At 38.2% G+C, this 24,467-nt stretch carries 19 protein-coding genes, 2 tRNA genes, 1 pseudogene and 1 other annotated feature (1 of these 23 only partly in view); of the genes and pseudogenes, 18 read left to right on the top strand and 4 right to left on the bottom strand.

Going from position 1 to position 24,467, the window contains the following annotated elements; genetic code table 11:
- The 12 genes and pseudogenes from QUG14_RS17215 to QUG14_RS17160 form a co-directional block, all read left to right on the top strand.
- Window positions 1–65, top strand: a tRNA-Lys gene (locus QUG14_RS17215) (it extends 8 nt beyond the left edge of the window).
- A gap of 142 nt (window positions 66–207) precedes the next feature.
- Window positions 208–283 (top strand) — tRNA-Ala (locus tag QUG14_RS17210).
- A gap of 244 nt (window positions 284–527) precedes the next feature.
- Window positions 528–1,424: an arginase gene (gene rocF / locus QUG14_RS17205; RefSeq protein ID WP_289341712.1), complete on the top strand. Its 897-nt coding sequence runs from the start codon at window positions 528–530 to the stop codon at window positions 1,422–1,424.
- 202 nt (window positions 1,425–1,626) lie between these two features.
- Window positions 1,627–2,190 (top strand): RNA polymerase sigma factor SigW, encoded by a 564-nt coding sequence (gene sigW / locus QUG14_RS17200; protein WP_289341710.1) that lies wholly within the window; start codon window positions 1,627–1,629, stop codon window positions 2,188–2,190.
- 16 nt (window positions 2,191–2,206) lie between these two features.
- Window positions 2,207–2,830 carry an anti-sigma factor family protein gene (locus QUG14_RS17195; protein WP_289341708.1) on the top strand — a complete coding sequence of 208 codons (624 nt, stop codon included), beginning with the start codon at window positions 2,207–2,209 and terminating at the stop codon, window positions 2,828–2,830.
- Window positions 2,831–2,963: 133 nt separating this feature from the next.
- Window positions 2,964–3,797: a diadenylate cyclase CdaA gene (gene cdaA, locus QUG14_RS17190; RefSeq protein WP_289341707.1), complete on the top strand. Its 834-nt coding sequence runs from the start codon at window positions 2,964–2,966 to the stop codon at window positions 3,795–3,797.
- Window positions 3,790–5,019 carry a CdaR family protein gene (locus QUG14_RS17185; protein ID WP_289341706.1) on the top strand — a complete coding sequence of 410 codons (1,230 nt, stop codon included), beginning with the start codon at window positions 3,790–3,792 and terminating at the stop codon, window positions 5,017–5,019. The genes cdaA and QUG14_RS17185 overlap by 8 nt, the downstream gene beginning before the upstream one ends.
- Window positions 5,020–5,057: 38 nt before the next feature.
- On the top strand, window positions 5,058–6,407 hold the full coding sequence (gene glmM, locus QUG14_RS17180; protein ID WP_289341705.1) for a phosphoglucosamine mutase: 1,350 nt from the start codon (window positions 5,058–5,060) through the stop codon (window positions 6,405–6,407).
- Between the two features lie 461 nt (window positions 6,408–6,868).
- Window positions 6,869–8,671: a glutamine--fructose-6-phosphate transaminase (isomerizing) gene (gene glmS, locus QUG14_RS17175; RefSeq protein WP_289341704.1), complete on the top strand. Its 1,803-nt coding sequence runs from the start codon at window positions 6,869–6,871 to the stop codon at window positions 8,669–8,671.
- Window positions 8,672–9,035: 364 nt separating this feature from the next.
- Window positions 9,036–12,164 (top strand): rhamnogalacturonan lyase family protein, encoded by a 3,129-nt coding sequence (locus tag QUG14_RS17170; RefSeq protein ID WP_289341703.1) that lies wholly within the window; start codon window positions 9,036–9,038, stop codon window positions 12,162–12,164.
- Between the two features lie 210 nt (window positions 12,165–12,374).
- Window positions 12,375–13,238 (top strand): annotated as a pseudogene (gene mtlA, locus QUG14_RS17165) (mannitol-specific PTS transporter subunit IIC); the annotation flags it as partial.
- Between the two features lie 5 nt (window positions 13,239–13,243).
- Window positions 13,244–14,293, top strand: a complete 1,050-nt coding sequence (locus tag QUG14_RS17160) for a mannitol-1-phosphate 5-dehydrogenase (protein WP_289341702.1) — start codon at window positions 13,244–13,246, stop codon at window positions 14,291–14,293.
- A 681-nt stretch (window positions 14,294–14,974) separates the two neighbouring features.
- On the opposite strand, the gene QUG14_RS17155 is transcribed toward QUG14_RS17160, so the two are convergent.
- Window positions 14,975–15,529: a nuclease-related domain-containing protein gene (locus tag QUG14_RS17155; RefSeq protein WP_289341701.1), complete on the bottom strand. Its 555-nt coding sequence runs from the start codon at window positions 15,527–15,529 to the stop codon at window positions 14,975–14,977.
- A 151-nt stretch (window positions 15,530–15,680) separates the two neighbouring features.
- Here QUG14_RS17155 and QUG14_RS17150 point away from each other — a divergent pair, with 151 nt between their 5' ends.
- From QUG14_RS17150 to QUG14_RS17140, 3 genes are read left to right on the top strand one after another with little or no spacing between them, the layout of a single operon-like run.
- Entirely contained in the window at window positions 15,681–16,658 is a 978-nt protein-coding gene (locus QUG14_RS17150; RefSeq protein WP_289341700.1) for an ABC transporter ATP-binding protein, read from the top strand.
- On the top strand, window positions 16,655–17,458 hold the full coding sequence (locus QUG14_RS17145) for an ABC transporter permease (protein ID WP_289341699.1): 804 nt from the start codon (window positions 16,655–16,657) through the stop codon (window positions 17,456–17,458). The genes QUG14_RS17150 and QUG14_RS17145 overlap by 4 nt, the downstream gene beginning before the upstream one ends.
- A gap of 6 nt (window positions 17,459–17,464) precedes the next feature.
- Window positions 17,465–18,247 (top strand): ABC transporter permease, encoded by a 783-nt coding sequence (locus QUG14_RS17140; RefSeq protein ID WP_289341698.1) that lies wholly within the window; start codon window positions 17,465–17,467, stop codon window positions 18,245–18,247.
- Window positions 18,248–18,269: 22 nt separating this feature from the next.
- On the opposite strand, the gene QUG14_RS17135 is transcribed toward QUG14_RS17140, so the two are convergent.
- Window positions 18,270–18,524, bottom strand: a complete 255-nt coding sequence (locus tag QUG14_RS17135; protein WP_289341697.1) for an alpha/beta-type small acid-soluble spore protein — start codon at window positions 18,522–18,524, stop codon at window positions 18,270–18,272.
- A 103-nt stretch (window positions 18,525–18,627) separates the two neighbouring features.
- Window positions 18,628–18,836 (top strand) — a binding site (T-box leader).
- 61 nt (window positions 18,837–18,897) lie between these two features.
- Between QUG14_RS17135 and argS the strand changes: the two genes are divergently transcribed.
- The 3 genes from argS (at window position 18,898) to QUG14_RS17120 (ending at window position 22,517) form a co-directional block, all read left to right on the top strand.
- Window positions 18,898–20,592, top strand: a complete 1,695-nt coding sequence (gene argS, locus QUG14_RS17130) for an arginine--tRNA ligase (protein WP_289341696.1) — start codon at window positions 18,898–18,900, stop codon at window positions 20,590–20,592.
- Window positions 20,593–20,617: 25 nt separating this feature from the next.
- On the top strand, window positions 20,618–21,082 hold the full coding sequence (locus QUG14_RS17125) for a DinB family protein (protein WP_289341695.1): 465 nt from the start codon (window positions 20,618–20,620) through the stop codon (window positions 21,080–21,082).
- 253 nt (window positions 21,083–21,335) lie between these two features.
- Window positions 21,336–22,517 carry a NupC/NupG family nucleoside CNT transporter gene (locus QUG14_RS17120; RefSeq protein WP_289341694.1) on the top strand — a complete coding sequence of 394 codons (1,182 nt, stop codon included), beginning with the start codon at window positions 21,336–21,338 and terminating at the stop codon, window positions 22,515–22,517.
- Between the two features lie 17 nt (window positions 22,518–22,534).
- Here QUG14_RS17120 and uptA read toward each other — a convergent pair whose 3' ends face one another.
- On the bottom strand, window positions 22,535–23,131 hold the full coding sequence (gene uptA / locus QUG14_RS17115) for an undecaprenyl phosphate transporter UptA (protein ID WP_289341693.1): 597 nt from the start codon (window positions 23,129–23,131) through the stop codon (window positions 22,535–22,537).
- A 96-nt stretch (window positions 23,132–23,227) separates the two neighbouring features.
- Window positions 23,228–24,409, bottom strand: coding sequence for an FtsW/RodA/SpoVE family cell cycle protein (locus tag QUG14_RS17110; protein ID WP_289341692.1), 1,182 nt, complete (start codon window positions 24,407–24,409; stop codon window positions 23,228–23,230).
- Between the last annotated feature and the right edge of the window lie 58 nt (window positions 24,410–24,467).

Here is a 24,467-nt window from a genome sequence, read left to right as displayed (position 1 = left end):
AGCTCAGTTGGTAGAGCATCTGACTTTTAATCAGAGGGTCGAAGGTTCGAGTCCTTCATGGCTCATTATTTTACAAATTGACCCCAAGAGATTTATATCTCTAAGGGTCTTTATCTATGAAAAGCGGAAGTACTTAGGTGTCAGTGTCAGAATCCATCTTGCCATGGTGAGAGTCGTTCGCATTGAAATCCGTCTTTCACTCCATATGGGGCCTTAGCTCAGCTGGGAGAGCGCCTGCTTTGCACGCAGGAGGTCAGCGGTTCGATCCCGCTAGGCTCCACCAAGTTATTTCTGTAAAGAAATAACTAAGGTTTTTTGCTAGTCAAAATAACCATCACACTACATATTAAACTTCGCCTTAAATCATTCGGATTTAAGGCTTTTTTATTTTTGTTGAATTACTCATATATAATTAAGAAGCGGTCTCTAAATTCAAACTACGTATATATATACATAATTTTGTCGAGTTGAGTCATTGGTTTGAAAACGGTTAAAATAGTAACTAATGAAGGGGTGGAGGTAGAGTAATGAGAAAACTATCTATAATTGGTATGCCGATGGATTTAGGTCAAATGAGACGTGGAGTGGATATGGGGCCTAGCGCTATTCGATACGCGGGGATAAATGAAAGACTTAAACCGTTATTTGATGAAATTCATGACATGGGTGACATACCCATTGGAAGACCTGAAGTGGTAATTGATAAAGAATCTAACTTAAGGAATTTAGATCTTGTATCTGAAAAAAGTACCTTGCTTGCAGAAAAAGTTGATGAGGTCATTCAGTCAGGTTCATTCCCGCTTGTGTTGGGAGGAGACCATAGTATTGCGATTGGAACATTAGCTGGTGTTTCTAAACATTATAAGAACCTTGGGGTTATTTGGTATGACGCACATGGTGATTTAAATACCGCAGAAACATCGCCTTCTGGAAATATACATGGTATGCCTTTAGCTGCAAGTTTAGGAATTGGTCATCGTTCTTTAACAGATATCGGAGGTTATACCCCAAAAGTGAAACCTGAGAACGTTGTCATCATAGGTGCTAGAGCCCTTGATGAAGGTGAAAAGATTTTAATTAAAGAAAGAGGCATTAAAGTTTATACGATGCATGAGATTGATCGACTAGGAATGGCACAAGTGATAGAGGAAACGATTGCCTATCTAAAAGAAAGAACGGATGGCGTTCACTTATCACTAGATCTAGATGGACTTGACCCTAACGATGCTCCAGGTGTAGGAACTCCGGTTATGGGAGGAATTAGTTACCGTGAGAGTCATTTGGCAATGGAGATGCTTGAAGAGGCACAAATCATAACTTCAGCAGAATTTGTAGAAGTTAACCCAATCCTAGATGAAAAAAACAAAACCGCAAGAGCTGCTGTTGAACTGATGGGCTCATTGTTCGGTGAAAAATTATTATAATCACTAAGCAGCAGCTTTCCTAGAAAGCTGCTTTATTATTTTCACATTCTTTAGTTCCTGCAAAAACAAATAAGCATTCCTTTATCCAAATAAGTAAATTTTTGTTAATATTAAGAGTGTGTAAGAAGATATTATTTATAGTGAAACTTTTTTGCTATTGATTCGTAAGATTGTATAGCCGCATTGGAGCTGAGAAAAATAAATGGATGCCCTTATAAAAAAAAGAATTAAACAAGTAATAAAAGGCGATCAGGACGCATTTGCTGAAATTGTTGAAATCTATAGTAATAGTATTTATCAACTTGGTTATAGGATGTTAGGGAATCGTCATGAGGCAGAGGATGTTGCACAGGAAGCCTTTATCCGTGCATATGTTAATATTAAATCTTTTAATCAGGATTTAAAATTTTCAACTTGGTTATTTCGGATAGCTACAAACTTATGTATTGACAGGATAAGAAAGAAAAAGCCAGACTACTATTTAGATGCAGAGGTCTCAGGAACGGACGGTCTTACTATGTATTCACAGCTTTCATCGAATGCACCTTTACCTGAGAATGAATTAGAAAGTCTTGAGCTCCAAGAAACCGTGCAAAAAGAAATCTTAAAGTTGCCAGAAAAGTACAGGTCTGTTATTGTTCTAAAATACATTGAAGAGTTGTCACTAAATGAAATAAGTGAAATCCTTGATATGCCATTAGGCACAGTCAAAACGCGTATCCATCGTGGACGCGAAGCATTGCGACAACAATTACGTTATGTTTAATAAGAGGTGAAACACGTTGAAGTGTAATGATGAAATCGTTAACTTAATGCATGAATATCTAGATGATGAAATTGATCCTCCAAACGAGATGATTTTAAGAGAACACCTCAAAGACTGCAAGGACTGTGAGACACTGTTCAATGAATACAAGAAAACAATTGCTGTTGTAAAAGGAACATCTAGAATGCATGCTCCTCCCAATTTTACAGCTAAAGTGATGGCCAGCCTGCCAAAGGAAAAGAAAAAGGTCGGCATGCAAAGATGGTTACGTAATCATCCGCTAATTGCTGCTGCATCTCTATTTTTGGTATTGATGCTGGGGAGTGTATTTTCAACTTGGAATCAAGAACGAGAATTTTCTGTTTCCAAACAGGAAAATTTATTGGTACAAAATGATACAGTGATTGTCCCTGCTGGAGAGGTCGTTAAGGGGGATGTAATTGTTCGAAACGGAACCTTAAAAATTGAAGGTGAAGTTCAAGGAGATGTAACGGTCATAAATGGTGAAAAGTATTTAGCTTCTGCTGGACATGTAACAGGTCAAATTGAAGAGGTTAATGAAGTATTTGATTGGATTTGGTATCACATGAAAAAGACAGCTTTTGACGTAATTGATATCTTTAATAAAAATGAAGAATAATAATAGAAAGTCACTCATAGTGAGTGATTTTCTTTTTTAATGTTAAGTAACTTAATGACAAATAATAGGTACAAGTTACATTTATGGTATAATGTATTGGTTATTAGTTAGACAAATTTACGGAGGAAAAACAATGCCGTTTTTTGAAGATTTTACTTTATGGAAGTACTTAGCTAGTATTGTTGATATTCTCCTTGTTTCGTATGTCATTTATAAGTTATTAAACCTAATAAAAGGAACGAAAGCTGTACAATTATTAAAAGGAATCGTTGTAATTCTCCTTGTAAGAGTTGTTAGTGAGTTTTTTGGTTTAAACACCCTCAGCTGGTTAATGCAGCAGGCAATAGATTGGGGTTTCCTGGCCATTATCATCATTTTTCAGCCAGAACTTAGAAGAGCCCTTGAGCAATTAGGCAGGGGGCGGTTTTTTTCGAGAAGCAGCGGGCCTGATGACGAGGAACAAGAGAAAATGGTGGACGCAATCGTTAAAGCAACAGATTATATGGCAAAACGTCGTATTGGTGCCTTGATCTCTATTGAGCGGGAAACAGGGATGAGCGATTATATCGAAACAGGTATTCCATTAGACGCTAAAATATCATCTGAATTACTCATAAATATCTTTATTCCGAATACTCCGCTCCATGATGGAGCTGTCATCATTCAAAAGAATAATGTAGCAGCTGCCGCTTGTTATCTTCCTTTGTCAGAAAGCCCTTTTATCTCAAAGGAACTCGGTACAAGACATCGTGCTGCCCTAGGAATAAGTGAGGTAACAGACAGTATTACAGTAGTCGTTTCAGAAGAGACAGGAAATATTTCTTTGACAAAAAATGGTGAACTACACAGAAATCTATCTTTAGATGGTTTTAAAGAGTTAATCTCTCATGACTTGATTGTAACTAGCACAAAAGATAAGCAAGCTTCTTCAGCTCGTTGGAACTGGAGGGGAAAGAATAATGGATAAATTGATGGATAATCCTTGGTTTATTAAAATATTGGCCATTTTACTGGCAATCCTCCTTTATTCTGCCGTCCCGAATTCTGGGAGTAAGTCTAACGAAATCAATGTACCAGGGGGAAATACATCCGAGATTTTGGCTGATATTCCTGTAAAAGCTTACTATGACGTGGAAAACCTTGTAGTAACAGGAGTACCTGAAACGGTGGAGGTAACCATTGAAGGTCCAATCCCTCATGTGCAATCAGCCAAAGCTTTGAAAAATTTTGAGGTATTTGTTGATATAACCAATGCAAAAATCGGAAATCAAAAAGTGAAATTAGAAGTTAGCGGCTTATCTGATAAATTAAAAGCAACGATCAAACCAGATACAGTAACGGTAGCAATCCAAGAAAAAGTGACCACTGAGTTTACGGTGGAAGCTGAATTTGATAATGATTTGATAAAAGATGGATATTCAGCGGGACAACCTGCCGTTAAGCCAAATAAGGTTAAGATCACCGGCGCTAAAGATGTAATCGATAAAATTACATATGTAAAGGCAGTACTTGATGGTAGAAATCTCCTCGATACTACTGTGACAAAAGAAGCACAGGTACAGGTATTGGACAAAGAATTAAATAAACTGGATGTAATCGTGGAGCCAGAAACGGTAGAAGTTACTATACCTGTAAAAAGCAACACAAAAACAGTTCCAATTAACATCATTGAAAAAGGCACTCCGCAAGAAGGGGTAACGATTGAATCAATTAGTTTAGATGTTGAGGAAGCAGTCATTTCCGCAGACGAGGATGTATTAAAAGAAACTGACAATGTCCGTGTAGAAGTAGATGTAAGTAATATAACGGAAAGTACGACTCTTACATTACCAGTTATTATTTCGAACGGAATTACAAAGGTGACCCCTGAAACGGTAAAAGTGACAGTGGTTGTAAATAGCGAGGAAGAGAAGACTGTTTCTGATATCCCGATAAATGTTGAGGGGTTATCCGAACAATATGAGGCAGTTATCAATGATCCGTCAAATCGAGTAATAAATTTATTAGTATTTGGATCAGGCTCCATAGTAAATGGATTAGGGTCAAACAATTTTACAATATTCATTGACGTAACCGGCCTTACAGAAGGTGAGCATAACGTTCCTATACAAGTGAATGGTCCACCCAATGTAAATTGGAAACCTGATAAATCATCTGCAAATATAACGATAACAAAAGACAACGCATAAACTCACAGCAGTATACATGATAAGGAGCGATTTTGATAATGGGAAAATACTTTGGTACCGATGGCGTCCGCGGCGTTGCAAATAGTGAATTAACACCTGAATTAGCGTTTAAATTAGGACGTTTCGGCGGTTTTGTATTAACAAAGGATAAGGACAGACCCAAAGTGCTAATTGGGCGTGATACTCGTGTTTCCGGCCATATGCTAGAAGGTGCATTGGTAGCTGGTTTACTTTCAATTGGTGCAGAGGTAATGCGTTTAGGCGTTATCTCAACTCCTGGGGTATCTTATCTAACAAAGGCGTTGGGAGCTGAAGCAGGGGTAATGATTTCTGCTTCACACAATCCTGTGGCCGACAATGGAATCAAATTCTTTGGTCCAGATGGTTTTAAGCTTTCTGATGAACAAGAACTTGAAATTGAAGAATTAATTGACATGGATGAAGATCAATTACCTAGACCAGTTGGTGCGGAGTTAGGCCAAGTGATGGATTATTTTGAAGGTGGCCAAAAGTACCTACAATACTTAAAAAATACAGTGGATGAAGATTTCTCTGGAATCCATATTGCCCTAGATTGTGCTCATGGGGCTACTTCTTCACTTGCCACACACCTATTTGCTGATTTGGATGCAGATATTTCGGTTATGGGTGCATCACCAAATGGTATTAATATTAATGCTGGAGTGGGTTCAACACATCCAGAAGCCTTAGCGGTAATGCTAAAGGAAAAGGGTGCTGATGTAGGCTTATCCTTTGATGGTGATGGAGACCGATTAATTGCAATTGATGAAAAAGGAAATATAGTAGATGGTGACCAAATTATGTTCATTTGCGGAAAATACATGAAGGAACAGGGCCGTCTAAAACATAGTACTATTGTATCCACTGTAATGAGTAATCTTGGATTTTATAAAGGGCTGGAAGTACTTGGTATTCAAAGTGTTCCAACAGCAGTGGGTGACCGCTATGTTGTAGAAGAAATGAAGAAAAACGGGTTTAATCTCGGTGGCGAGCAATCCGGTCACATTATTTTCTTGGACTACAATACGACCGGAGATGGCTTACTAACAGGCTTGCAATTAGTCAACATCATGAAATCAACCAAGAAAAAATTATCTGAATTAGCCGCTGATATGAAAAAGTTCCCTCAGAAGCTCGTTAATGTTCGTGTCACAGATAAGCACCATGTGACAGACAATGAAAAGGTAAAAGCGATTATTGAGCAGGTAGAGGCTGAAATGAATGGAAACGGCCGTATCCTCGTACGACCATCTGGAACAGAACCTCTTGTTCGGGTAATGGCAGAGGCACCTACGGAAGAATTATGCGAGTCATATGTAGATAGAATTGTTAGTGTAGTGAAAGCAGAAATGGAATTAAAAGAATAGACATATTAAGGATATGCATAAGGGAACTGAAAAGAGCCCTTATGCATATTTTATTATGTAACTGGAAAGATTAAACAAGTTTGTATTTTATTATTTAGTTGACGAATTCAAATTCATCAGTTAAGATTAGTTTGCTTTGTTTTTTTAAAAGCAAAAATTGGTTTGAAGGAGGATAGTGAAAATAAGTACTCTCAAAAGCGCCTGAACTAACCAAGGTGGGTTAGTTGACGAGGAGGAGGTTTATCGAATGTTCGGCGGATACCTCCCGGTTGAACGCACAACCGATTGTTTCTTCTTTAAAACATTGAGGCAACTTGATGCACAAAGAGAAGAAAATGCGCATACTAAAAATAGCTGCAAAAAAGAAAAAGGTATATACAGATACCTTTAAAAACAGAGATAAGGGGGCAAGGTGTGCCTCCGAAGCATTCTTGCCCCCTATATCAGGGAGGAAAAGAAAAATGTGTGGAATTGTTGGATATATTGGAAATAGTGATACGAAAGAAATATTACTAAAAGGATTAGAAAAGCTTGAATATAGAGGTTATGACTCAGCAGGTATTGCTGTAATGAACGAAAATGGTGTCCGTGTTTTTAAGGAAAAGGGCAGGATTGCAGATTTACGTGAGATTGTAGATATGGACGTAATGGCTAACACCGGAATTGGACATACTCGTTGGGCTACACATGGTGTGCCAAGTAGAACCAATTCCCATCCACATCAAAGTGCATCTAGCCGTTTTACCCTAGTTCATAACGGTGTTATTGAGAACTATGATCTTTTAAAACGCGATTTTTTGGCTGATGTTACTTTTGTAAGTGAAACAGACACGGAAGTTATTGTTCAACTAATTGAAAAATTCGTACATGAAGGCTTAGAAGTTCTAGAGGCTTTCCGTAAGACACTTAGTCTTTTACATGGCTCATATGCCATTGCTTTATTGGATGAGAATAACAGTGATACTATTTTTGTCGCAAAAAATAAAAGTCCATTACTGGTAGGCTTAGGTGCTGATTTCAATGTTGTAGCCAGTGATGCAATGGCTATGCTTCAAGTAACGAATGAGTATGTAGAACTTATGGATAAAGAAATCGTTATTGTGACAAAGAATGGGATTTCTATTCAAAATCTTGATGGGGAAACAGTTACTCGTACTTCTTATATTGCAGAATTGGATGCTAGTGATATTGAAAAGGGAACCTATCCTCATTACATGCTAAAAGAGATTGATGAGCAGCCTGCAGTAATGCGCAAGATTATTCAATCATACCAAAATGAGCAAGGTCAATTAACGATTGACTCTGAAATCATCTCTGCTGTGAATGAATCCGACCGCATATACATTGTAGCAGCGGGTACATCCTATCATGCCGGTCTTGTTGGTAAGCAGTTTATTGAAAACATCGCTAATATCCCGGTAGAAGTGCATATTGCCAGTGAATTTGTCTATAATATGCCTCTTTTAACAAAAAAACCGTTGTTTATCTTTATTTCACAAAGCGGTGAAACAGCTGACAGTCGTGCCGTGCTTGTTAAAGTAAAAGAAATGGATCATCCAACATTAACGATTACCAATGTTCCTGGTTCAACATTATCTCGTGAGGCTGATTTTACATTATTGCTCCATGCAGGTCCTGAAATCGCAGTTGCTTCTTCAAAGGCTTACACTGCACAGCTTGCTGTATTGGCGATATTGGCAGAAGTAACGGCAAAAAGTCAAAATATCACGGTTGATTTCGATCTTGTACACGAGCTTGGTATTATTGCAAATGCAATGGAAGTCCTTTGCGACTCAAAAGAACTATTCGAGCATATTTCAAGAGAATTCCTATCCGTTACACGTAATGCTTTCTTTATTGGTCGCGGGGTTGACTATTATGTCTGCTTAGAAGGTGCCCTAAAGCTAAAAGAAATCTCCTATATTCAAGCGGAAGGTTTTGCTGGCGGAGAATTAAAGCATGGTACGATTGCTTTAATTGAAGAAGGAACACCAGTTATTGCACTTGCAACTCAAGAAAGTGTAAATTTAAGTATCCGCGGGAATGTAAAAGAAGTAGCAGCACGTGGAGCTAATACCTGCATCATTTCGATGAAGGGTCTAAATATGGACGAAGACAGCTTCGTCATTCCGGAAGTACATGAATTACTAACACCACTTATCTCTGTAATACCAATGCAATTAATTGCCTACTACGCGGCCCTGCATCGTGATTGCGATGTTGACAAACCACGTAACCTCGCAAAATCGGTTACAGTCGAGTAATAGGAAAACAGTAAATCTTAAATTTTTAGACTCAATCCAACATTATGGATTGGGTCTTTTTCTTTTTTATGGATAGTACAAAAATGGAGAAATGAGGAAAAAAAGTGTTACACCCTCTAAAGGACTATGGAAAAGAATAAGCAAAAGGGACTTTAGTTCGATACAAAAAAGTACAATAGACGGAATATTCCGTAAGATGTTAGTCTATGCAGGACTGTTCAAATATCAGCAAGGGGTGATAAGAGACAAAGGAACATAATTCCTTAAAATGAAAGCGGAAACACAAAATTTTCCCCCAGGGAGATCTTCACCATGAAAAAACATCATTCCTTGGCTATTACAACTAAAGGAGTGTTAATAAAAATTGAGAAAAAGTAAAAAAACAAGAAAGTCCTTATCCTTCCTTACTGCATCCATCCTCTTATTTTCATGTCTGCCATCAGCATTTGGTAAAGAAGTAAGCAATCCAAACTTTGAATCTTTATATTATAGTGATTTTGGTGATACAGATGAGGTAGTCCCTGAAAATTGGGGATTCAGTACCTCTGGGGGTGCTACAGTATCTATTAATAATGCAGATATTGGTGGGAACAAAACTCCTAAGCTGGACTTTAGTGTTATTGACAAATCAGGCGGCCGCGTTGCAGCAAAGGAGTTTGATACACCTGTAAAAGGAGCACAGGTTCTTTTTGAATTTGACTGGTACCCTGGAGACGTAAATGATAAAGGTGAAAGACCTCAGGAAAACGCAGGAGATTTAAGGTTTTATGACAGCACAGGCAACACTATTTTTACCTTGAACAATACGAATAATGCTCCAATAAGCTATTATGCAGGCAATCAGGCTCCTGTTGTTACGAGCATTGAAAAACCTGAATCATGGTATCATGTAAAGGTTAATTTTAATCTTCTTAACAACGAAGTAAAGTTAAGTCTTACAAATCAAGAAGGTACAACAACTGAATATACCTCTTCATTAGAAGGTGTAGCTTTCGACGGTTCTTTTGACGCTGTCAAGTTGGTCGGTGTGCGTACTTCTGGTAACAACCTTACATGGAAAACATATCTTGATAACTTTGGCGTCTACAATGTGCCAGTTTCTGACGACACGTTAATAAGAGTAGATAAACAGCCATATCATAGAGTGTATGTAGGTGAAACCACAGAGGATGTAGATTCAATTGGTTTACCAGGAACAGTTAAAGTAACGCTCGCGAATGGAAGCAAAGTAGATGTACCTGTCAGCAAGTGGACAGAAGCAGGTAGAAAGTGGGATCCTAAAGAGTCAGGTGTATACGAATTTACGGGTACTCTTGCTGAAACAGATGGTGTTAACAATGAGTTTAACAGAGATGTAACCATCTATGTTTACAATCGTCTTGCCCCAGTTGATAAGCCGCAACAAGCAGAATGGCTAGACCGTGGGGTAGTCGCTCTTAAATCAGAGGATGGTATATTCGTCAGCTGGCGACTGCTTGCAGATGAATACGATAAGGATGTAATTTTCAATCTTTATCGGAATGGAGAGAAATTAAATGCCGCTCCATTAACGGTGACAAATTTTGTCGATACCAATGGCGTTCCAGAAGATAAATATACTGTAGAAACACTGGTTAATGGGGTTGCTACAGAAAAGAATGAAGAAAAAGCTGCGGCAGCCGATTATCTTTCGATTCCACTGCAAGAACCTGAGGGCGGAACCACTGCTACAGGGGATTACACATACAGTGCCAATGATGCAAGTGTAGGAGATTTAGATGGTGACGGTGAGTACGAAGTGATTATTCTCTGGCGTCCATCTAATGCAATGACGGCCCTAGAAGATGTAATAACAGGTCCAACCATTTTCGATGCATATAAATTAGACGGAACTCTTTTATGGCGTATGAATATGGGTATGAACTTAACATCTGGTCCGCAATATCATCAATTTGTTGTCGGGGATATGGATGGGGACGGTAAGTCCAATTTCCTAATCAAAACTGCGGATGCGACAACTGTATATGGCGCAACAAATGGTATTTACGACAGCAGCAAGGTAATTAGTGTCATCGGTAACGCAGAAGATGATGGAAAATGGATCAATGAAGGCGGACATGTTGTCGGTGGACCTGAATATATCTCTGTTTTCAACGGTGAAACGGGTGAAGTGATTGATACGATTGATTTTGCTTTTCCAGTTGAAAAGGTACCAGGTGATCAGGGTGCCTCATGGGGAGATAACTTTTATAACCGCTCTGACAGATTCCTATCTGGTCTAGCTTATTTAGACGGTATAACTCCAAGTGCCATCTACGGCAGAGGATATTATGAAAGAACCGCTTTTGCAGCTTATAGTTTAGTGGGTGGAGAACTCGAAGAAGTATGGACGTTTGATTCTGACGAAGCAGGCAGAGGAAAGAGCTTAGGAAATCATAATCTTGCCGTTGGCGATCTCGACAATGATGGTTTCGACGAAATTGTAGCAGGTTCATTGACTCTTGATCATGATGGTACTATTCTCTATGCGATGGATGGAAAGATGGGACGTGTAAAAGGCTCACATGGGGATGCTCTCCATGTAGGCGCATTTGACCCAAATCGAGAAGGTTTGCATGTCTTTGGAGTACATGAAGAGCCAGAAGTTGCGTCTTTAGAGTACCATGATGGGGCAACGGGAGAAACCATCCAAGCGTTCTATGCTTACAAGGATACAGGACGCGGAGTGGCCGCAAACATTACCTCTAGCCCTGGGTATGAGTTCTGGGGAGCTGGTGGTAATACAGTGGAAACAGGCGGAGGAGTCTACAATGTTCAAGGGCATGTTGAAGCTGACAGTTCCAGAGATTTAGGTCTTCCAGTTAACTTTGTTACCTACTGGGATGGAGATCTGTTGCATGAATTACTAGATGGTACATCGATTACAAAATATGACGAAAAAACAAATGAGGCAAAGGTTATCAGAAATTTTGAAGGTGTTGTGAGTAATAATGGGACAAAAGCTAACCCAACATTACAAGCGGATATCCTGGGTGACTGGCGTGAGGAAATTATTTATCCTACACCTGATAGTTCAGAACTAAGAATATATAGCACAACGATTCCTACGGACTACAGACTATATACGTTGATGCATGACCCGGTATATAGAACAGGAATTGCGTGGCAAAATACAACCTACAATCAGCCGCCACATATCGGTTTCTACCTTGGTGAGGATATCAGAGAAAGTGTGCTGTCTGGGAAGTTAGATCCAGAAAATATCGATTATCCAGTGAGTGTTGGTTCTATTAGACATTCCTTAAACCTTGAATGGAATGGACCAGTACCTGCTGTGTTAACGAATAAGTTAAATCAGGTACAGCATCAGTTAGATACGAATAGAACCGATCAGGCTGCAAAGCATTTAGAAGATTTTATAAAACATGTGAATAAAAATAAGCAGGCGGAAGAATCATTGAAAAATAATCTGATATCGGATGCTCGTATCTTAATAGACTATTTGAGGAAATAGATATGAAAAGGCAGAATGCTATTTAATTGAGCGTTCTGCCTTTTTTATTTTTCGATCTAATGGGCTTAAGGAAATAGCTTAGTCAATCATAAAAATGTCAACAATCACTTTGACAAAATGCATTTTTGTATAAATTAATACTGCTTTGAAAACGCTTTACTATAAAGTATAGAAAGAGATCAACAAATTAGTTGAAGGGGGAAAAAAAAAATGAATCAAACAGAAGTTAAAGATAAATCAGATGTAAAAGTAAAAATAAAAAAGTTCGGCAGTTATTTAAGTGGAATGGTAATGCCAAATATCGGTGCCTTTATTGCATGGGGACTTATCACCGCTTTATTTATTCCAACAGGCTGGTGGCCAAATGAAGATTTGGCTAAGTTAGTGGGACCAATGATTACGTTCTTACTGCCATTACTGATTGGTTTTACCGGTGGCCGAATGATCTATGATATTCGTGGTGGTGTTGTCGGTGCGACTGCAACAATGGGTGTCATTGTCGGAACAGATATCCCAATGTTTTTAGGAGCCATGATCATGGGTCCAATCGGGGGTTATGCCATTAAGAAGTTCGACCAGGCCGTTCATGGAAAAATCAAATCTGGATTTGAAATGCTCGTAAACAATTTCTCTGCAGGGATCATTGCAGGTATTTTAACCTTAATCGCCTATAAAGCGATTGGTCCAGTAGTAGCAGGCTTGAGCAATGTATTAGCATCAGGTGTTGAAGCGATTATTAACGCAAATCTATTGCCATTGGCGAACATCTTTATTGAACCAGCAAAAGTTCTTTTCCTTAATAACGCAATTAACCATGGTATTTTAAGTCCGTTAGGAATTGATCAGGCTGCAGATGCTGGGAAATCGATTCTTTTCTTATTAGAAACAAATCCAGGACCAGGATTAGGTATCTTGCTTGCTTACTGGTTATTTGGTAAAGGAACTGCGAAACAAACAGCACCAGGTGCAGTGATTATCCATTTCTTAGGTGGTATTCATGAGATTTACTTCCCTTACATTTTAATGAAGCCAATGTTAATTCTTGCTGCAATTGCAGGGGGCGTAAGTGGAGTGAAATCGTGGATTTACTAAATGAGAAGAAAGAGTATCGAGTTGTTCTTGCTGAACCATCCCAGGAAGAAGTAATGATTAAAAATGTAAGAGCGATTAATAGTGCGCTGAACCCAGAGCAAGTGATTGATGCCATTGCGAAAGCGGATTTAGTTACAACAGCAATTGGTCCGAACATTCTTCCGTTGATTGCCAATTTGATTGCAGATGGCTTACGAAAGCGGGTGGCGGAATCCGATAAACCACTAAACATTATCGCATGTGAAAATATGATTGGCGGAAGTTCACTTTTAAAGGAAAAGGTTTTTGAAAAATTAACTGAAGAAGAAAGATCACAATTTGAAGGGCGCTTTGGATTTCCTGATTCGGCTGTCGATCGAATTGTTCCTAATCAAATCAATGAAGATAAGCTAATGGTAAAAGTTGAACCATTCTATGAATGGGTGGTGGAAGAACCTAAAATAATCGGTGAAAGACCGGAGATTAATGGAATTACCTATGTTCAAGAATTAGTCCCATATATTGAGAGAAAGCTATTTACGGTGAATACAGGGCATGCTCTTGCTGCCTATTTTGGCTATTACTATGGAGTCGACACAATAAATCGTGCAATGGAAAATGCTGAAATTAGCGAACTGGTTGAAGGTTCACTAAGGGAAAGCGGCGAGTTTTTAGTGAGTAAATATGGATTTGACCAAGCAGAGCACCATAAATATATTAAAAAAATTCTCCTGCGTTTTTCTAACTCCTATATTGTTGATGAGGTAACGAGGGTAGCTCGTTCACCAATCCGTAAGCTAGGAGCAAACGATCGTCTTGTAAGTCCTGCAAGGCAATATGCTGAAGTAATTGGAAAAGAGCCGACCTACCTATTAAAGGGAATTGCTGCTGCTCTAATGTACGATTTCCAAGGGGATGAAGAAGCAGTTAAAATCCAACAAACTATATCAGAACTAGGGATAGAGGATGCTATTCAATCATATACACAGTTAACACCAGAATCCCCATTGTTTAAAGGCATTGTTGCTCAATACAAACAATTGAAGAGTCAGAAATAATAGAACAATGGATACCATTAAATAGGTATCCATTGTTTTTTTTACTTTGAAGGATTATCAAAGAAAAATCGGGAAGATGAAAACTATGAAGCATTCATGATGACCGAAATCTAAGGGAAATCGGAAAAGTGGTAACCATGAGGCGTTCATGATGACCGAAAACAAAGGGAAATCAGAAAAGTGGTAACCATGAGGCGTTCATGATGACCGAAATCTAAGGGAAATCGGAAAAGTGGTAACCATGAGGCGTCCATGATTACCAAGATCAAAGGTAAACCGAAAAAGTGGTCACTTGGACTCTACTTGATAGCTTTACTTCAAAACAGTATCAAAATATGAATACTTTCCATGTCCCAATAATTTATAATTCATAGTTAAAACCTTCCGAACCGTCTTTCTAGACTCAACCACCAGGCACCAATCATGAATAATAGAAGTAGTAATTTTTAAGTCGGGAAAAAGCAGCTTTAACTCATCTACACTCCGTACAATAGCTGATCCAATCGCCTCTTCAAATCCGCAATCATTGCACCTAGCTTTCCTTTCGTCGCAAATAATAATAAAGGAGTTACAGCTAGCACAAGTTAATCCTTTTTGAAGTGAATGATAATCATAGGGAGGTAATTTAGGATATGGAGATTCAATTTTGTGATCAGCTATTAACTGATCAGCAAGTTTCTGTTACATTCCATTTAGTTTAGATGGTTTTGAGTTGACCTTATTCATAAAGTTGCTTATCTGTGGAGGAAAGATTATCGAATCCTTTTGGGGAGCTTGATATAAGAAGAAATTAGGATTAATAAAAACTAAATAAGGAAGAATTCGAAAATGAAGCCCATTTTTTTTGAGATATTGTTGGAGCAAAGTCTCAGATCTCTTTACCTGGTGCAAAGGATTAGTGATTGGATTTTGGGCCACACATAGGTAAAATTCACCGTCACGATATAAATAGTTACCTTCAAAATTTTTAACTTCACAAGTTATAATCGTATCTTGGATAATTAGAGAAGAATCAATTTGAAATTTTGAATGGTTTATTTCAAGCATTAGATCGTTTAAAATAAATATTTCATTTTTGAGGTTTTCCGAAGCCAACTGGTCAAATACCACTTCTCCTTCATATCCCTTTTGCAAATATAAATACTGCTTCCTATCATCTTCAGATAAAATCATTCTTGTGTTTAAGAACCTCAATAATTTTAATAAATCCGGTTCAGTTCTAGATTTTAATAACATTAGCCACATCCTTTCTAGTCTAATCATATAAAATAATAGCCACTAAAGCTGTGACAATATATCTACTAAAAAAACAATTCGAAAAATTCTTGACATTAATCCATCCCAGGTGGTACTATTTTCCTCTGTGACGAAAAAGGAGGGAACCTATTTGATAAAAGTAGAAGGCATTACGAAATCCTTCAAAGTGGCAAAGCGCTCCACTGGATTACTGCAAGCCACCAAGGCACTTTTTTACCGGGAGCATATGATTGTGGACGCCCTAAAAGATATCTCTTTCAGTATTGAACCTGGTGAAATAGTTGGGTACATTGGTCCAAATGGTGCAGGAAAGTCGACCACAATTAAGATTATGAGCGGCATTTTAGTTCCGGATGGTGGAACCTGCAATATCATGGGCTACACACCATGGAAGAGCCGGGTCGACTATGTAAAAAATATCGGTGTTGTCTTTGGCCAGCGCTCGCAGCTTTGGTGGGATGTTCCGGTTATTGATTCATTTGAGCTATTAAAAGACATTTACAAGATTCCACAACAAGAGTATCAATCTACCTTAGACTTGCTTATTGAAACATTAGAATTAAAAGACATCATGAACGCTCCGGTCAGGCAACTAAGCTTAGGTCAGCGAATGCGCTGTGAAATTGCAGCTTCCTTAATACATAATCCCAAAATCCTATTTTTAGATGAACCAACGATTGGACTTGATGCGGTTTCAAAAATTGCCGTCCGTCAATTTATCAAAACCATCAATCAAGAAAAGGGAGTTACAGTCGTTCTAACCACCCATGATATGAATGACATAGAGGCTTTAGCGAATCGAGTGATTCTTATCGGTAAGGGCAGTTTACTTTATGATGGGAACCTGGATGAACTAAGAAAAAGGTTTGGAACAAATAAAACAATTAGAGCTGATTACCAAAAAAATAACAACCCCATTGTCATTCCAGGAACAACCGTAATCTCTTGGTCTCCTGAACAAGTGGTACTCAGTATAGATACAGATCAGATTATAACCTCTGAGGTCATTACCCACCTAACGAAACAGGTAGAACTTCTCGATGTGACGATCGAATCGCAGCCAATAGAAGACATCATCGTCCAGCTGTATAAGGAGTTCCAAATATGAAGGCATACGCTTCGGTTCTAAAAATAAGGCTTTTAATTGGTATGCAATATCGATCTGCTGCGCTTGCTGGAGTGGCCACTCAATTCTTCTGGGGATTTATTTCGATAATGGTTTTTGAAGCATTCTATGAATTTGCTGCCGTAAAACCGCCAATCTCATTAAAAGAATTAATCACCTACATATGGCTGCAGCAGGCTTTTCTGGCTTTTATCATGCTCTGGTTTCGCGACAACGAATTATTTGATCTCATTACAAGCGGGAATATCGCCTATGAACTGTGCCGTCCTACAGACTTATACGGTTTCTGGTATGCAAAACTTCTGGCACAGAGATTATCAAGTGCACTACTACGCTGTTATCCGATTTTAATCGTGGCTTTCTCCTTACCAAAACCCTACAACATGACACTACCTCCAAATGTTACAACCTTAATCTTATTTGTGATTACTCTTTTATTAGGATTATTACTACTGGTAGCGATTTCAATGTTCTTATACATTTCAGTTTTTGTGACATTATCTCCAATGGGTTCATTGTTGATTTTCGGAGTTCTAGGTGAATTTTTTGCAGGCTTGATTATACCTGTTCCATTAATGCCTTTATGGCTGCAAAAAATTGCCTATGTCCTGCCATTTCGCTGGACGGCAGATTTTCCATTCCGTGTTTATTCGGGACACATTGCGCAAAGTGACGCCATTATAGGTGTGTTTATTCAATTAGGGTATCTGTTAGGTCTTGTATGGTTAGGAAAAATTGCGCTTAACAGTGTTTTAAAAAGAGTCGTCGTACAGGGAGGATAATCGGAGATGAGTCTTTATTTTAAATATCTTTTAATCTTATTTAAATCACAAATGCAATACCGTACATCCTTTTGGCTTTTATCGATCGGACAGTTTTTCATTCCTTTCTCGATTTTTGCGGGACTCTACTTTTTGTTCGAGCGATTTGGGCAAATAAAAGGCTGGGAATTCTTCGAGGTTGCCCTCTGTTTTGCCGTTATTCACATGGCCTTTTCGTTAAGTGAGTGTTTTGCACGGGGGTTTGATACTTTTTCCAGTCTGATTATTAAGGGTGATTTTGACCGGGTTCTTGTGCGTCCGCGAAGCACCTTTCTTCAAGTACTAGGATCTAAATTTGAATTTACTCGGATTGGCAGACTTCTTCAAAGTGCTATCGTTCTAATTTGGGCATTGAATAATCTACCTATAGAATGGAGTCTAATAAAAGCTGTCACTTTGTTATTTATGATTACAAGTGGTGTCCTTATCTTTACAGGTATCTATATGCTTGCTGCAACAATGTGTTTTTGGACGGTTCAGGGGCTGGAGATAGCAAATATTTTCACGGACGGAGGCAGAGAGATGGCTCAGTATCCATTAAATATTTATCAAAAGTGGGTAGCCCGTTTCTTTACGTATGTCATCCCATTTGGAACGGTAAATTACCTGCCATTACTGTTTATTCTAGGTAAAACACAAGGGCAGGCAATCTATTATATGCTAATTCCACTAGCGGGCAGTCTGTTTATTCTTCCTTGTTTTCTAGTGTGGTTATTTGGAGTTAGGCACTATCGTTCAACCGGATCATAAGTAAGCAGTGGGGATCCACTGCTTATCTTTTTTTAGCCATATTTTCCTGTGCCATTTTAACAAGCTCCCGGACCATGCTGCCGCCTAATCTGCCGCCGACTTTCCCTGCCTGCTGGGAAGTGAGTTGACCGTTGTAGCCCTTTTTTAAAGGAACACCAACCTCTTCGGCAGCCTCAAATTTGGCGTTCTCTGGATTTTGTGCCTGAACGACCTTCGCTTTTAACGCATCTAATCCATTCCTAGCCTCAGGGACAAGAATTTTATTTCTTCTGGCCAATGTAATCCCTCCTTTACGGTTAGGATGACCAATTTAAAAAAATAATCAGCAGCGACTAGATAAATCCTTTTTTATCCAGTATAATAACAACAAATCAAGTCGGATAAAATCAATGAAAAAGAGAGTAATTCTCTGGGAAGTTAAAGCGAGTCAGGGATGGTGGAAGCCTGGTACGAAACAGAGAATGAAGCGCACTTTTGAGATGTATGCCCGAAGACAGTAGGGCACGCCGGAGAAGTCCTCCGTTAACAAGCAAAGCTGGTTCTTTTTGAACAAGTAGAGTGGTACCGCGAGTTAACTCTCGTCTCTTCAATATAGAGACGGGAGTTTTTTGTTTTTTTAAAGAGAAAAGAAAAAGTTGGAGGTCTATAAAATGAAGTATAAACAGGAGCTTGCTAAAGTATTATTTGAGGCACTAAACCATGAAATGCAAGTAAACGAACTTGAAATGCTAATTGAAAAGCCTAAAAATCAACTGCATGGAGATTTAGCCTTCCCTTGTTTTGCATTTGCAAAAGTAAAAAGGAAATCGCCAAATAGTATCGCTCAGGAATTAAGTGGAAAAATCCAATCTGCCATTTTCGAAAAGGTTGAAGTGGCAGGTGCTTATCTGAATATTTTCTTAAATAAAAGGTTAGTTTCAGAAGATATCATTACAGAGATTATCGAGCAAAAGGAGAACTATGGGGCATTAAACATAGGAAATAACCGCCATGTAACAATCGACATGTCATCTCCAAATATCGCTAAGCCATTCTCAATGGGTCATTTGCGTTCAACAGTCATAGGTAACGCACTATCATTCATTGTCGAAAAATGTGGATATAGGCCTATCAGAATTAATCATATCGGTGACTGGGGTACGCAGTTCGGTAAACTCATCACGGCTTATAAGCTTTGGGGAGAAGAAGAGAAGGTCAAACGAAACCCGATCAAAGAGTTATTGACCCTCTATATAAAGTTCCATGATGAGGCAGAAAATGATCCTGAACTTGTTGAACAGGGGAGAAGTTGGTTTAAAAAACTAGAAGATGGAAATGAAGAAGCTTTATCTCTATGGCAATGGTTCCGTGATGAATCTCTAAAGGAATTTTCACGGATTTATGAATTGATGAATGTTCAATTTGATTCCTTTGCAGGGGAAGCTTTTTATAATGATAAAATGGAACGTGTTGTTCAGCTATTAGAGGAAAATCAATTGTTAGTTGAATCTGACCAAGCTCAAGTGGTAGAACTATCAGATGAGGGGTTACCACCGTGTCTTATTAAAAAATCCGATGGCGCCACTCTTTATGCGACACGCGATTTAGCAGCGGCCCTTTATCGTAAAGAAAACTACGACTTCGATTTGTCATTGTATGTCGTTGGGAATGAACAAAGTCTTCATTTTAAACAGCTAATCGCTGTGTTAGAAAAGATGGGGTATCACTGGGCTAAGAATATGGTCCATATTCCGTTTGGGATGATGCTAAAAGATGGAAAGAAAATGTCGACGAGAAAAGGAAAGGTTGTTTTATTAGAGGAAGTACTTACTGAATCAATCTCTATGGCCAGACATAATATCGAAGAAAAAAATCCTAACCTCACCAATAAAAATGCCGTAGCCAAACAGGTCGGGGTTGGGGCTGTGATGTTCCATGACTTAAAGAATTTTAGAATGAATGATATTGAATTTTCATTGGAAGAAATGCTTCGTTTTGAAGGAGAAACTGGCCCTTATGTCCAATATACTTATGCAAGGGCGTGTTCAATTTTACGTAAGGCAAACTGGAAAGTAGAACGTGCGGCACAATTATCATCAGCTTCCTGGGAAAAAGAATGGAAGGTGGTTAGTATGCTTACGGAATTTACCAATGCGATAAAGAGAGCATATGAACAGTTTGATCCATCGCAAATTGCAAAATATATTGTCGACCTTGCACAAGCCTTCAATAAATATTATGGCGAGGTAAAAATTCTTGAAAATGGTGCTCAGCAACAAGCTCGCTTAGCGCTTGTCTATTCCGTGACAGTTGTCCTAAAAGAAGGTCTTAGATTATTAGGAATTGAAGCTCCAGAAGAAATGTAATAGGAGAAAGGGAGAGGATACTAGAATGAGCCAACTATTATTTAATAATATTGAGTTAACAAGTAGTTTTTTTATCAAGAATGTTGAGGCAATGGAAGAGAGTTTAGCGAATATACAGCCTGAAGGGTTTAACAACAACATAAAATGGCATATTGGGCACGTATTAACGACCAACGAAAGTCTAGTATTTGGTTTTCCAAAAAAGTCGAGCCATTTACCAGTAAATTATATGGAATTATTCGCTAGAGGGACGAAACCTGCAGACTGGCAAGGAGATGTTCCAAGTGTTTCGGTCTTATCAAGTCAGTTAAAAGAACAAGTAAAAAGAATGAAGGAAATTCCCGTTGAAAGCCTCAACGTGAAGTTGAAAGAACCATTTCTTGGTCAGGAAACGTTTGGGGAACTTGTTAATTTTGCTCTTCTTCACGAGAATTTGCATCTTGGACATATTCAAGCAATGAACCGTGTTATTAGTGCGTCCAAAAAATAGCAGTACGAATGAAATGTTTGCCACCTATCCAGGTGGTTTTTTTTATGGAAAAAGAGTAAGAAAAGTGGCATATGGAATAATAAAAAGTGAAAAACCTGAATATTACTACTTTCCTTTCATGCATTGACACTAGTTATAGGTGAAATTATAATCGTCTTTGTATTCAAATGATTGTCGATAATTGTCGAAATAAACTGTGTTTTCTATCTTCATTACATCATTGATAGATCATCACGAATAGGAGAGGAATATTTTGAAGTACATACTTTTTCTTGTTGCAATCGCTATCATCTTTTTGTTAGCCTACATCGTAAGTAACAATAAAAAAAGAATTAAGGTTAAACCGCTTGTCACTATGCTAGTATTACAACTTATTTTTGCTTTCATACTGCTTAATACCGAAGTGGGATTTGTGATTATTACAGCAGTCTCTACTTTGTTTGATCATTTATTAAGTTATGCAGCAGAGGGAATAAACTTTGTTTTTGGAGGAATGGCGAATGAAGGTGCAGGTCCATTTTTCATCAATGTACTCCTGCCAATCGTGTTTATTTCTGTATTAATTGGAATTGCCCAGTACATTAGAGTCCTTCCGATTATCATTCGTTACCTTGGCATCATTTTAAGTAAGGTAAATGGTTTAGGTAAACTAGAATCCTATAATGCAGTTGCATCTGCTGTTTTCGGTCAATCAGAGGTGTTTATCTCTGTAAAAAAACAACTTCCTTATATACCTGAACATCGCCTTTACACATTATGTACGTCAGCTATGTCAACGGTTTCAGCTTCGATATTAGGGGCATATATGACGATGATTGATCCGAAATATGTTATTACCGCTTTGGTATTAAACTTATTTGGCGGATTTATGGTTGCGAATATTATTAATCCTTACGAGGTATCAGCAGAAGAAGATATTATCGACGTTCAAGAGGGAGAAAAACAAACCTTTTTCGAAGTCCTAGGTGAATATATTATGGATGGTTTCAAGGTAGCCATTATTGTTGGAGCCATGCTAATCGGTTTTGTTGCTTTAATTAGTATGATTAACCATATATTTGATGCTATTTTTGGAGTAAGCTTCCAGACGGTTCTGGGATATGTGTTTTCACCACTTGCTTTTATCGTGGGAATACCTGCGGTAGATATGGTAGAGGCTGGTACGATTATGGCTACTAAGTTATTGTCAAATGAGTTTGTTGCGATGATGGATTTAGGGAAAATATCAGATTCACTAACAAGTAGAACGGTTGGGATTATTTCAGTATTCCTTGTATCGTTTGCAAACTTTTCATCTATTGGAATTATCACGGGTGCCGTGAAGGGACTAAATGAAGCCAAAGGAAATCAAGTAGCGAAGTTTGGACTAAAATTACTTTATGGTGCAACACTGGTAAGTTTATTAACAGCTGCTGTCACAAGTATTATGTTATAAAAAACAACCACCGACAATTAATCGGTGGTTGTTTTTTTTGTTTTCTTTATCAAGAAGTAGATGACACCCAGTAGGACAGCTCCAATAATGATTGGCAGTGTATACTGTGCGGCATATTCCTTAATTTGTGACCAATTCTCGCCTAACGCATGTCCTAAGTAAAGGAATAGTATGGTCCATGGAATAACAGCTGCTACGGTATAAAGTGTGAATTTTGTTGCCGACATTTTTGCAATTCCTGCCGGAATCGATATAGCGTGCCTGACAACGGGAATAAATCGGGCGAAGAAAATGACTCCGACTCCATATTTACTAAACCATTGTTCGGATAGATCAATTTGTTTTTTGTTAATAAAGACATACTTACCGTACTTTTCTAAAAATGGACGTCCACCGTAATACCCTGCCCAATAGAGGAATAGTTGTGCAAATGTTCCACCAATCGTTCCCGCAATGATAGCACCGGGATAACCGAGGATTCCTTCAGAAATCATATAACCGCCATAGCCTAAGACGATTTCACTTGGTATAACTTCTATCATTAATCCTAGTGCAATTCCGAAGTAACCTAACTGTGATAAGAACTCCAAAACGGAGAAAATAAATTCTTTCATAGTTCACCTTCACTTTGTAAATGTTTTTGCTTTTCTAAGTTTATAACAGTTTCGATAATAAAGAAATAAAAACAGCGGAATTCCCACTGTTTCTCATTAGACACTCAAGGACTTTGATGATGTGAACATGTAATTACGATGATGAAAGCGAATGCTGTAGACGATGCCCATTGCAAACATATTGCCCATTAATGAACTGCCACCATAGCTGATAAAGGGCAAGGGAATTCCCGTAATCGGAAGAACTTGAATGGTCATACCGACATTTTGGAAAACATGAAATGTAAGCATGGAGATGATTCCAGTACACACATATGTATTAAAAGGATCATTTGTATCTAAGGCCGTTTTTATTAAATGATAGATTAATAGAAAAAATAGACCAATGACAATACTTCCGCCAACAAAGCCATATTCCTCACCAATTACACTGAAGATAAAATCTGTATGTCCTTCAGGAATATAAACTTCACGATTTCCAAAACCTTTTCCTGTAATAAGTCCTGACCCGATGGCACTTAATGACTTCAACAGGTGATAACCTGAACTGCTTGAATGATTAAATGGGTCAAGCCAGGCATAAATACGATTAAATTTATACTGCTGTACATGTAAATACTTTTCGAGGATATCAGGTCTTTGTACCACTAAATAAATGATGAAAACACCGAGTGCAGCACCCGAACTAAAGATAGGTAAAATAATCTTCCATGTGATTCCTGAAACTAAAATAAATCCAACTAAGATGGATAATATGACGAGGGAGGTGCCAAGATCATTTTGCTTCATAATAAAGAAAATAGGAACAAATGTTGTGATAGCAAGTTTTAATAATAACCAAAAGTCACTTTTAAATGTTTTCTCAAGGTATTTTTCCTGATGCCCAACTGCAACGGTGCTAAGCGCTAAAATTAAAAAGGTTTTAACAAATTCTGAAGGTTGAATGGAACCAAGAGGAGTGATAAACCAGCTTTTCGCTCCATTTCTTATTGGTGCGATACTTTCAGGCGCTGCTAGAATGGCTATTAGTAAAATAAGTCCGAAACCGTACAAATACCAAGACAGCCGTCTGTATTGATATCCATCGAAAAGGATTGTGATAGAAATGATTGCTGCTCCAACTACATACCAGAATGTTTGTTTGGCTAGAAAGTTTTCATCGTACTGCCCGGCAGTTTGGGCGCTATAAATCCCTACACAGCTAACAAGGAAAAATAGAAACAGAATTAATGTTAACGTCCAATCAAAGCGGTCCACTTTTTTTGTGAAATTGTCCATATGTCACACCCAATTTTGTCTGTTTATATAGTGATATGCTAACAAAGAAAAGATTTTG

The sequence above is a fragment of the Neobacillus sp. CF12 genome, assembly GCF_030348765.1.
In the GTDB taxonomy this organism is placed as follows: Bacteria; Bacillota; Bacilli; order Bacillales; family Cytobacillaceae; genus Neobacillus.
This window is presented reverse-complemented; position numbering and strand designations above follow the sequence as displayed.

Excerpts from the sequence above, each read along its gene's own strand:
- rocF (WP_289341712.1), top strand. The coding sequence starts at position 528 with ATGAGAAAACTATCTATAATTGGTATGCCGATGGATTTAGGTCAAATG.
- sigW (WP_289341710.1), top strand. The coding sequence starts at position 1,627 with ATGGATGCCCTTATAAAAAAAAGAATTAAACAAGTAATAAAAGGCGAT.
- cdaA (WP_289341707.1), top strand. The coding sequence starts at position 2,964 with ATGCCGTTTTTTGAAGATTTTACTTTATGGAAGTACTTAGCTAGTATT.
- QUG14_RS17185 (WP_289341706.1), top strand. The coding sequence starts at position 3,790 with ATGGATAAATTGATGGATAATCCTTGGTTTATTAAAATATTGGCCATT.
- glmM (WP_289341705.1), top strand. The coding sequence starts at position 5,058 with ATGGGAAAATACTTTGGTACCGATGGCGTCCGCGGCGTTGCAAATAGT.
- glmS (WP_289341704.1), top strand. The coding sequence starts at position 6,869 with ATGTGTGGAATTGTTGGATATATTGGAAATAGTGATACGAAAGAAATA.
- QUG14_RS17155 (WP_289341701.1), bottom strand. The coding sequence starts at position 15,529 with ATGTTATTAAAATCTAGAACTGAACCGGATTTATTAAAATTATTGAGG.
- QUG14_RS17145 (WP_289341699.1), top strand. The coding sequence starts at position 16,655 with ATGAAGGCATACGCTTCGGTTCTAAAAATAAGGCTTTTAATTGGTATG.
- QUG14_RS17140 (WP_289341698.1), top strand. The coding sequence starts at position 17,465 with ATGAGTCTTTATTTTAAATATCTTTTAATCTTATTTAAATCACAAATG.
- argS (WP_289341696.1), top strand. The coding sequence starts at position 18,898 with ATGAAGTATAAACAGGAGCTTGCTAAAGTATTATTTGAGGCACTAAAC.
- QUG14_RS17125 (WP_289341695.1), top strand. The coding sequence starts at position 20,618 with ATGAGCCAACTATTATTTAATAATATTGAGTTAACAAGTAGTTTTTTT.
- uptA (WP_289341693.1), bottom strand. The coding sequence starts at position 23,131 with ATGAAAGAATTTATTTTCTCCGTTTTGGAGTTCTTATCACAGTTAGGT.
- QUG14_RS17110 (WP_289341692.1), bottom strand. The coding sequence starts at position 24,409 with ATGGACAATTTCACAAAAAAAGTGGACCGCTTTGATTGGACGTTAACA.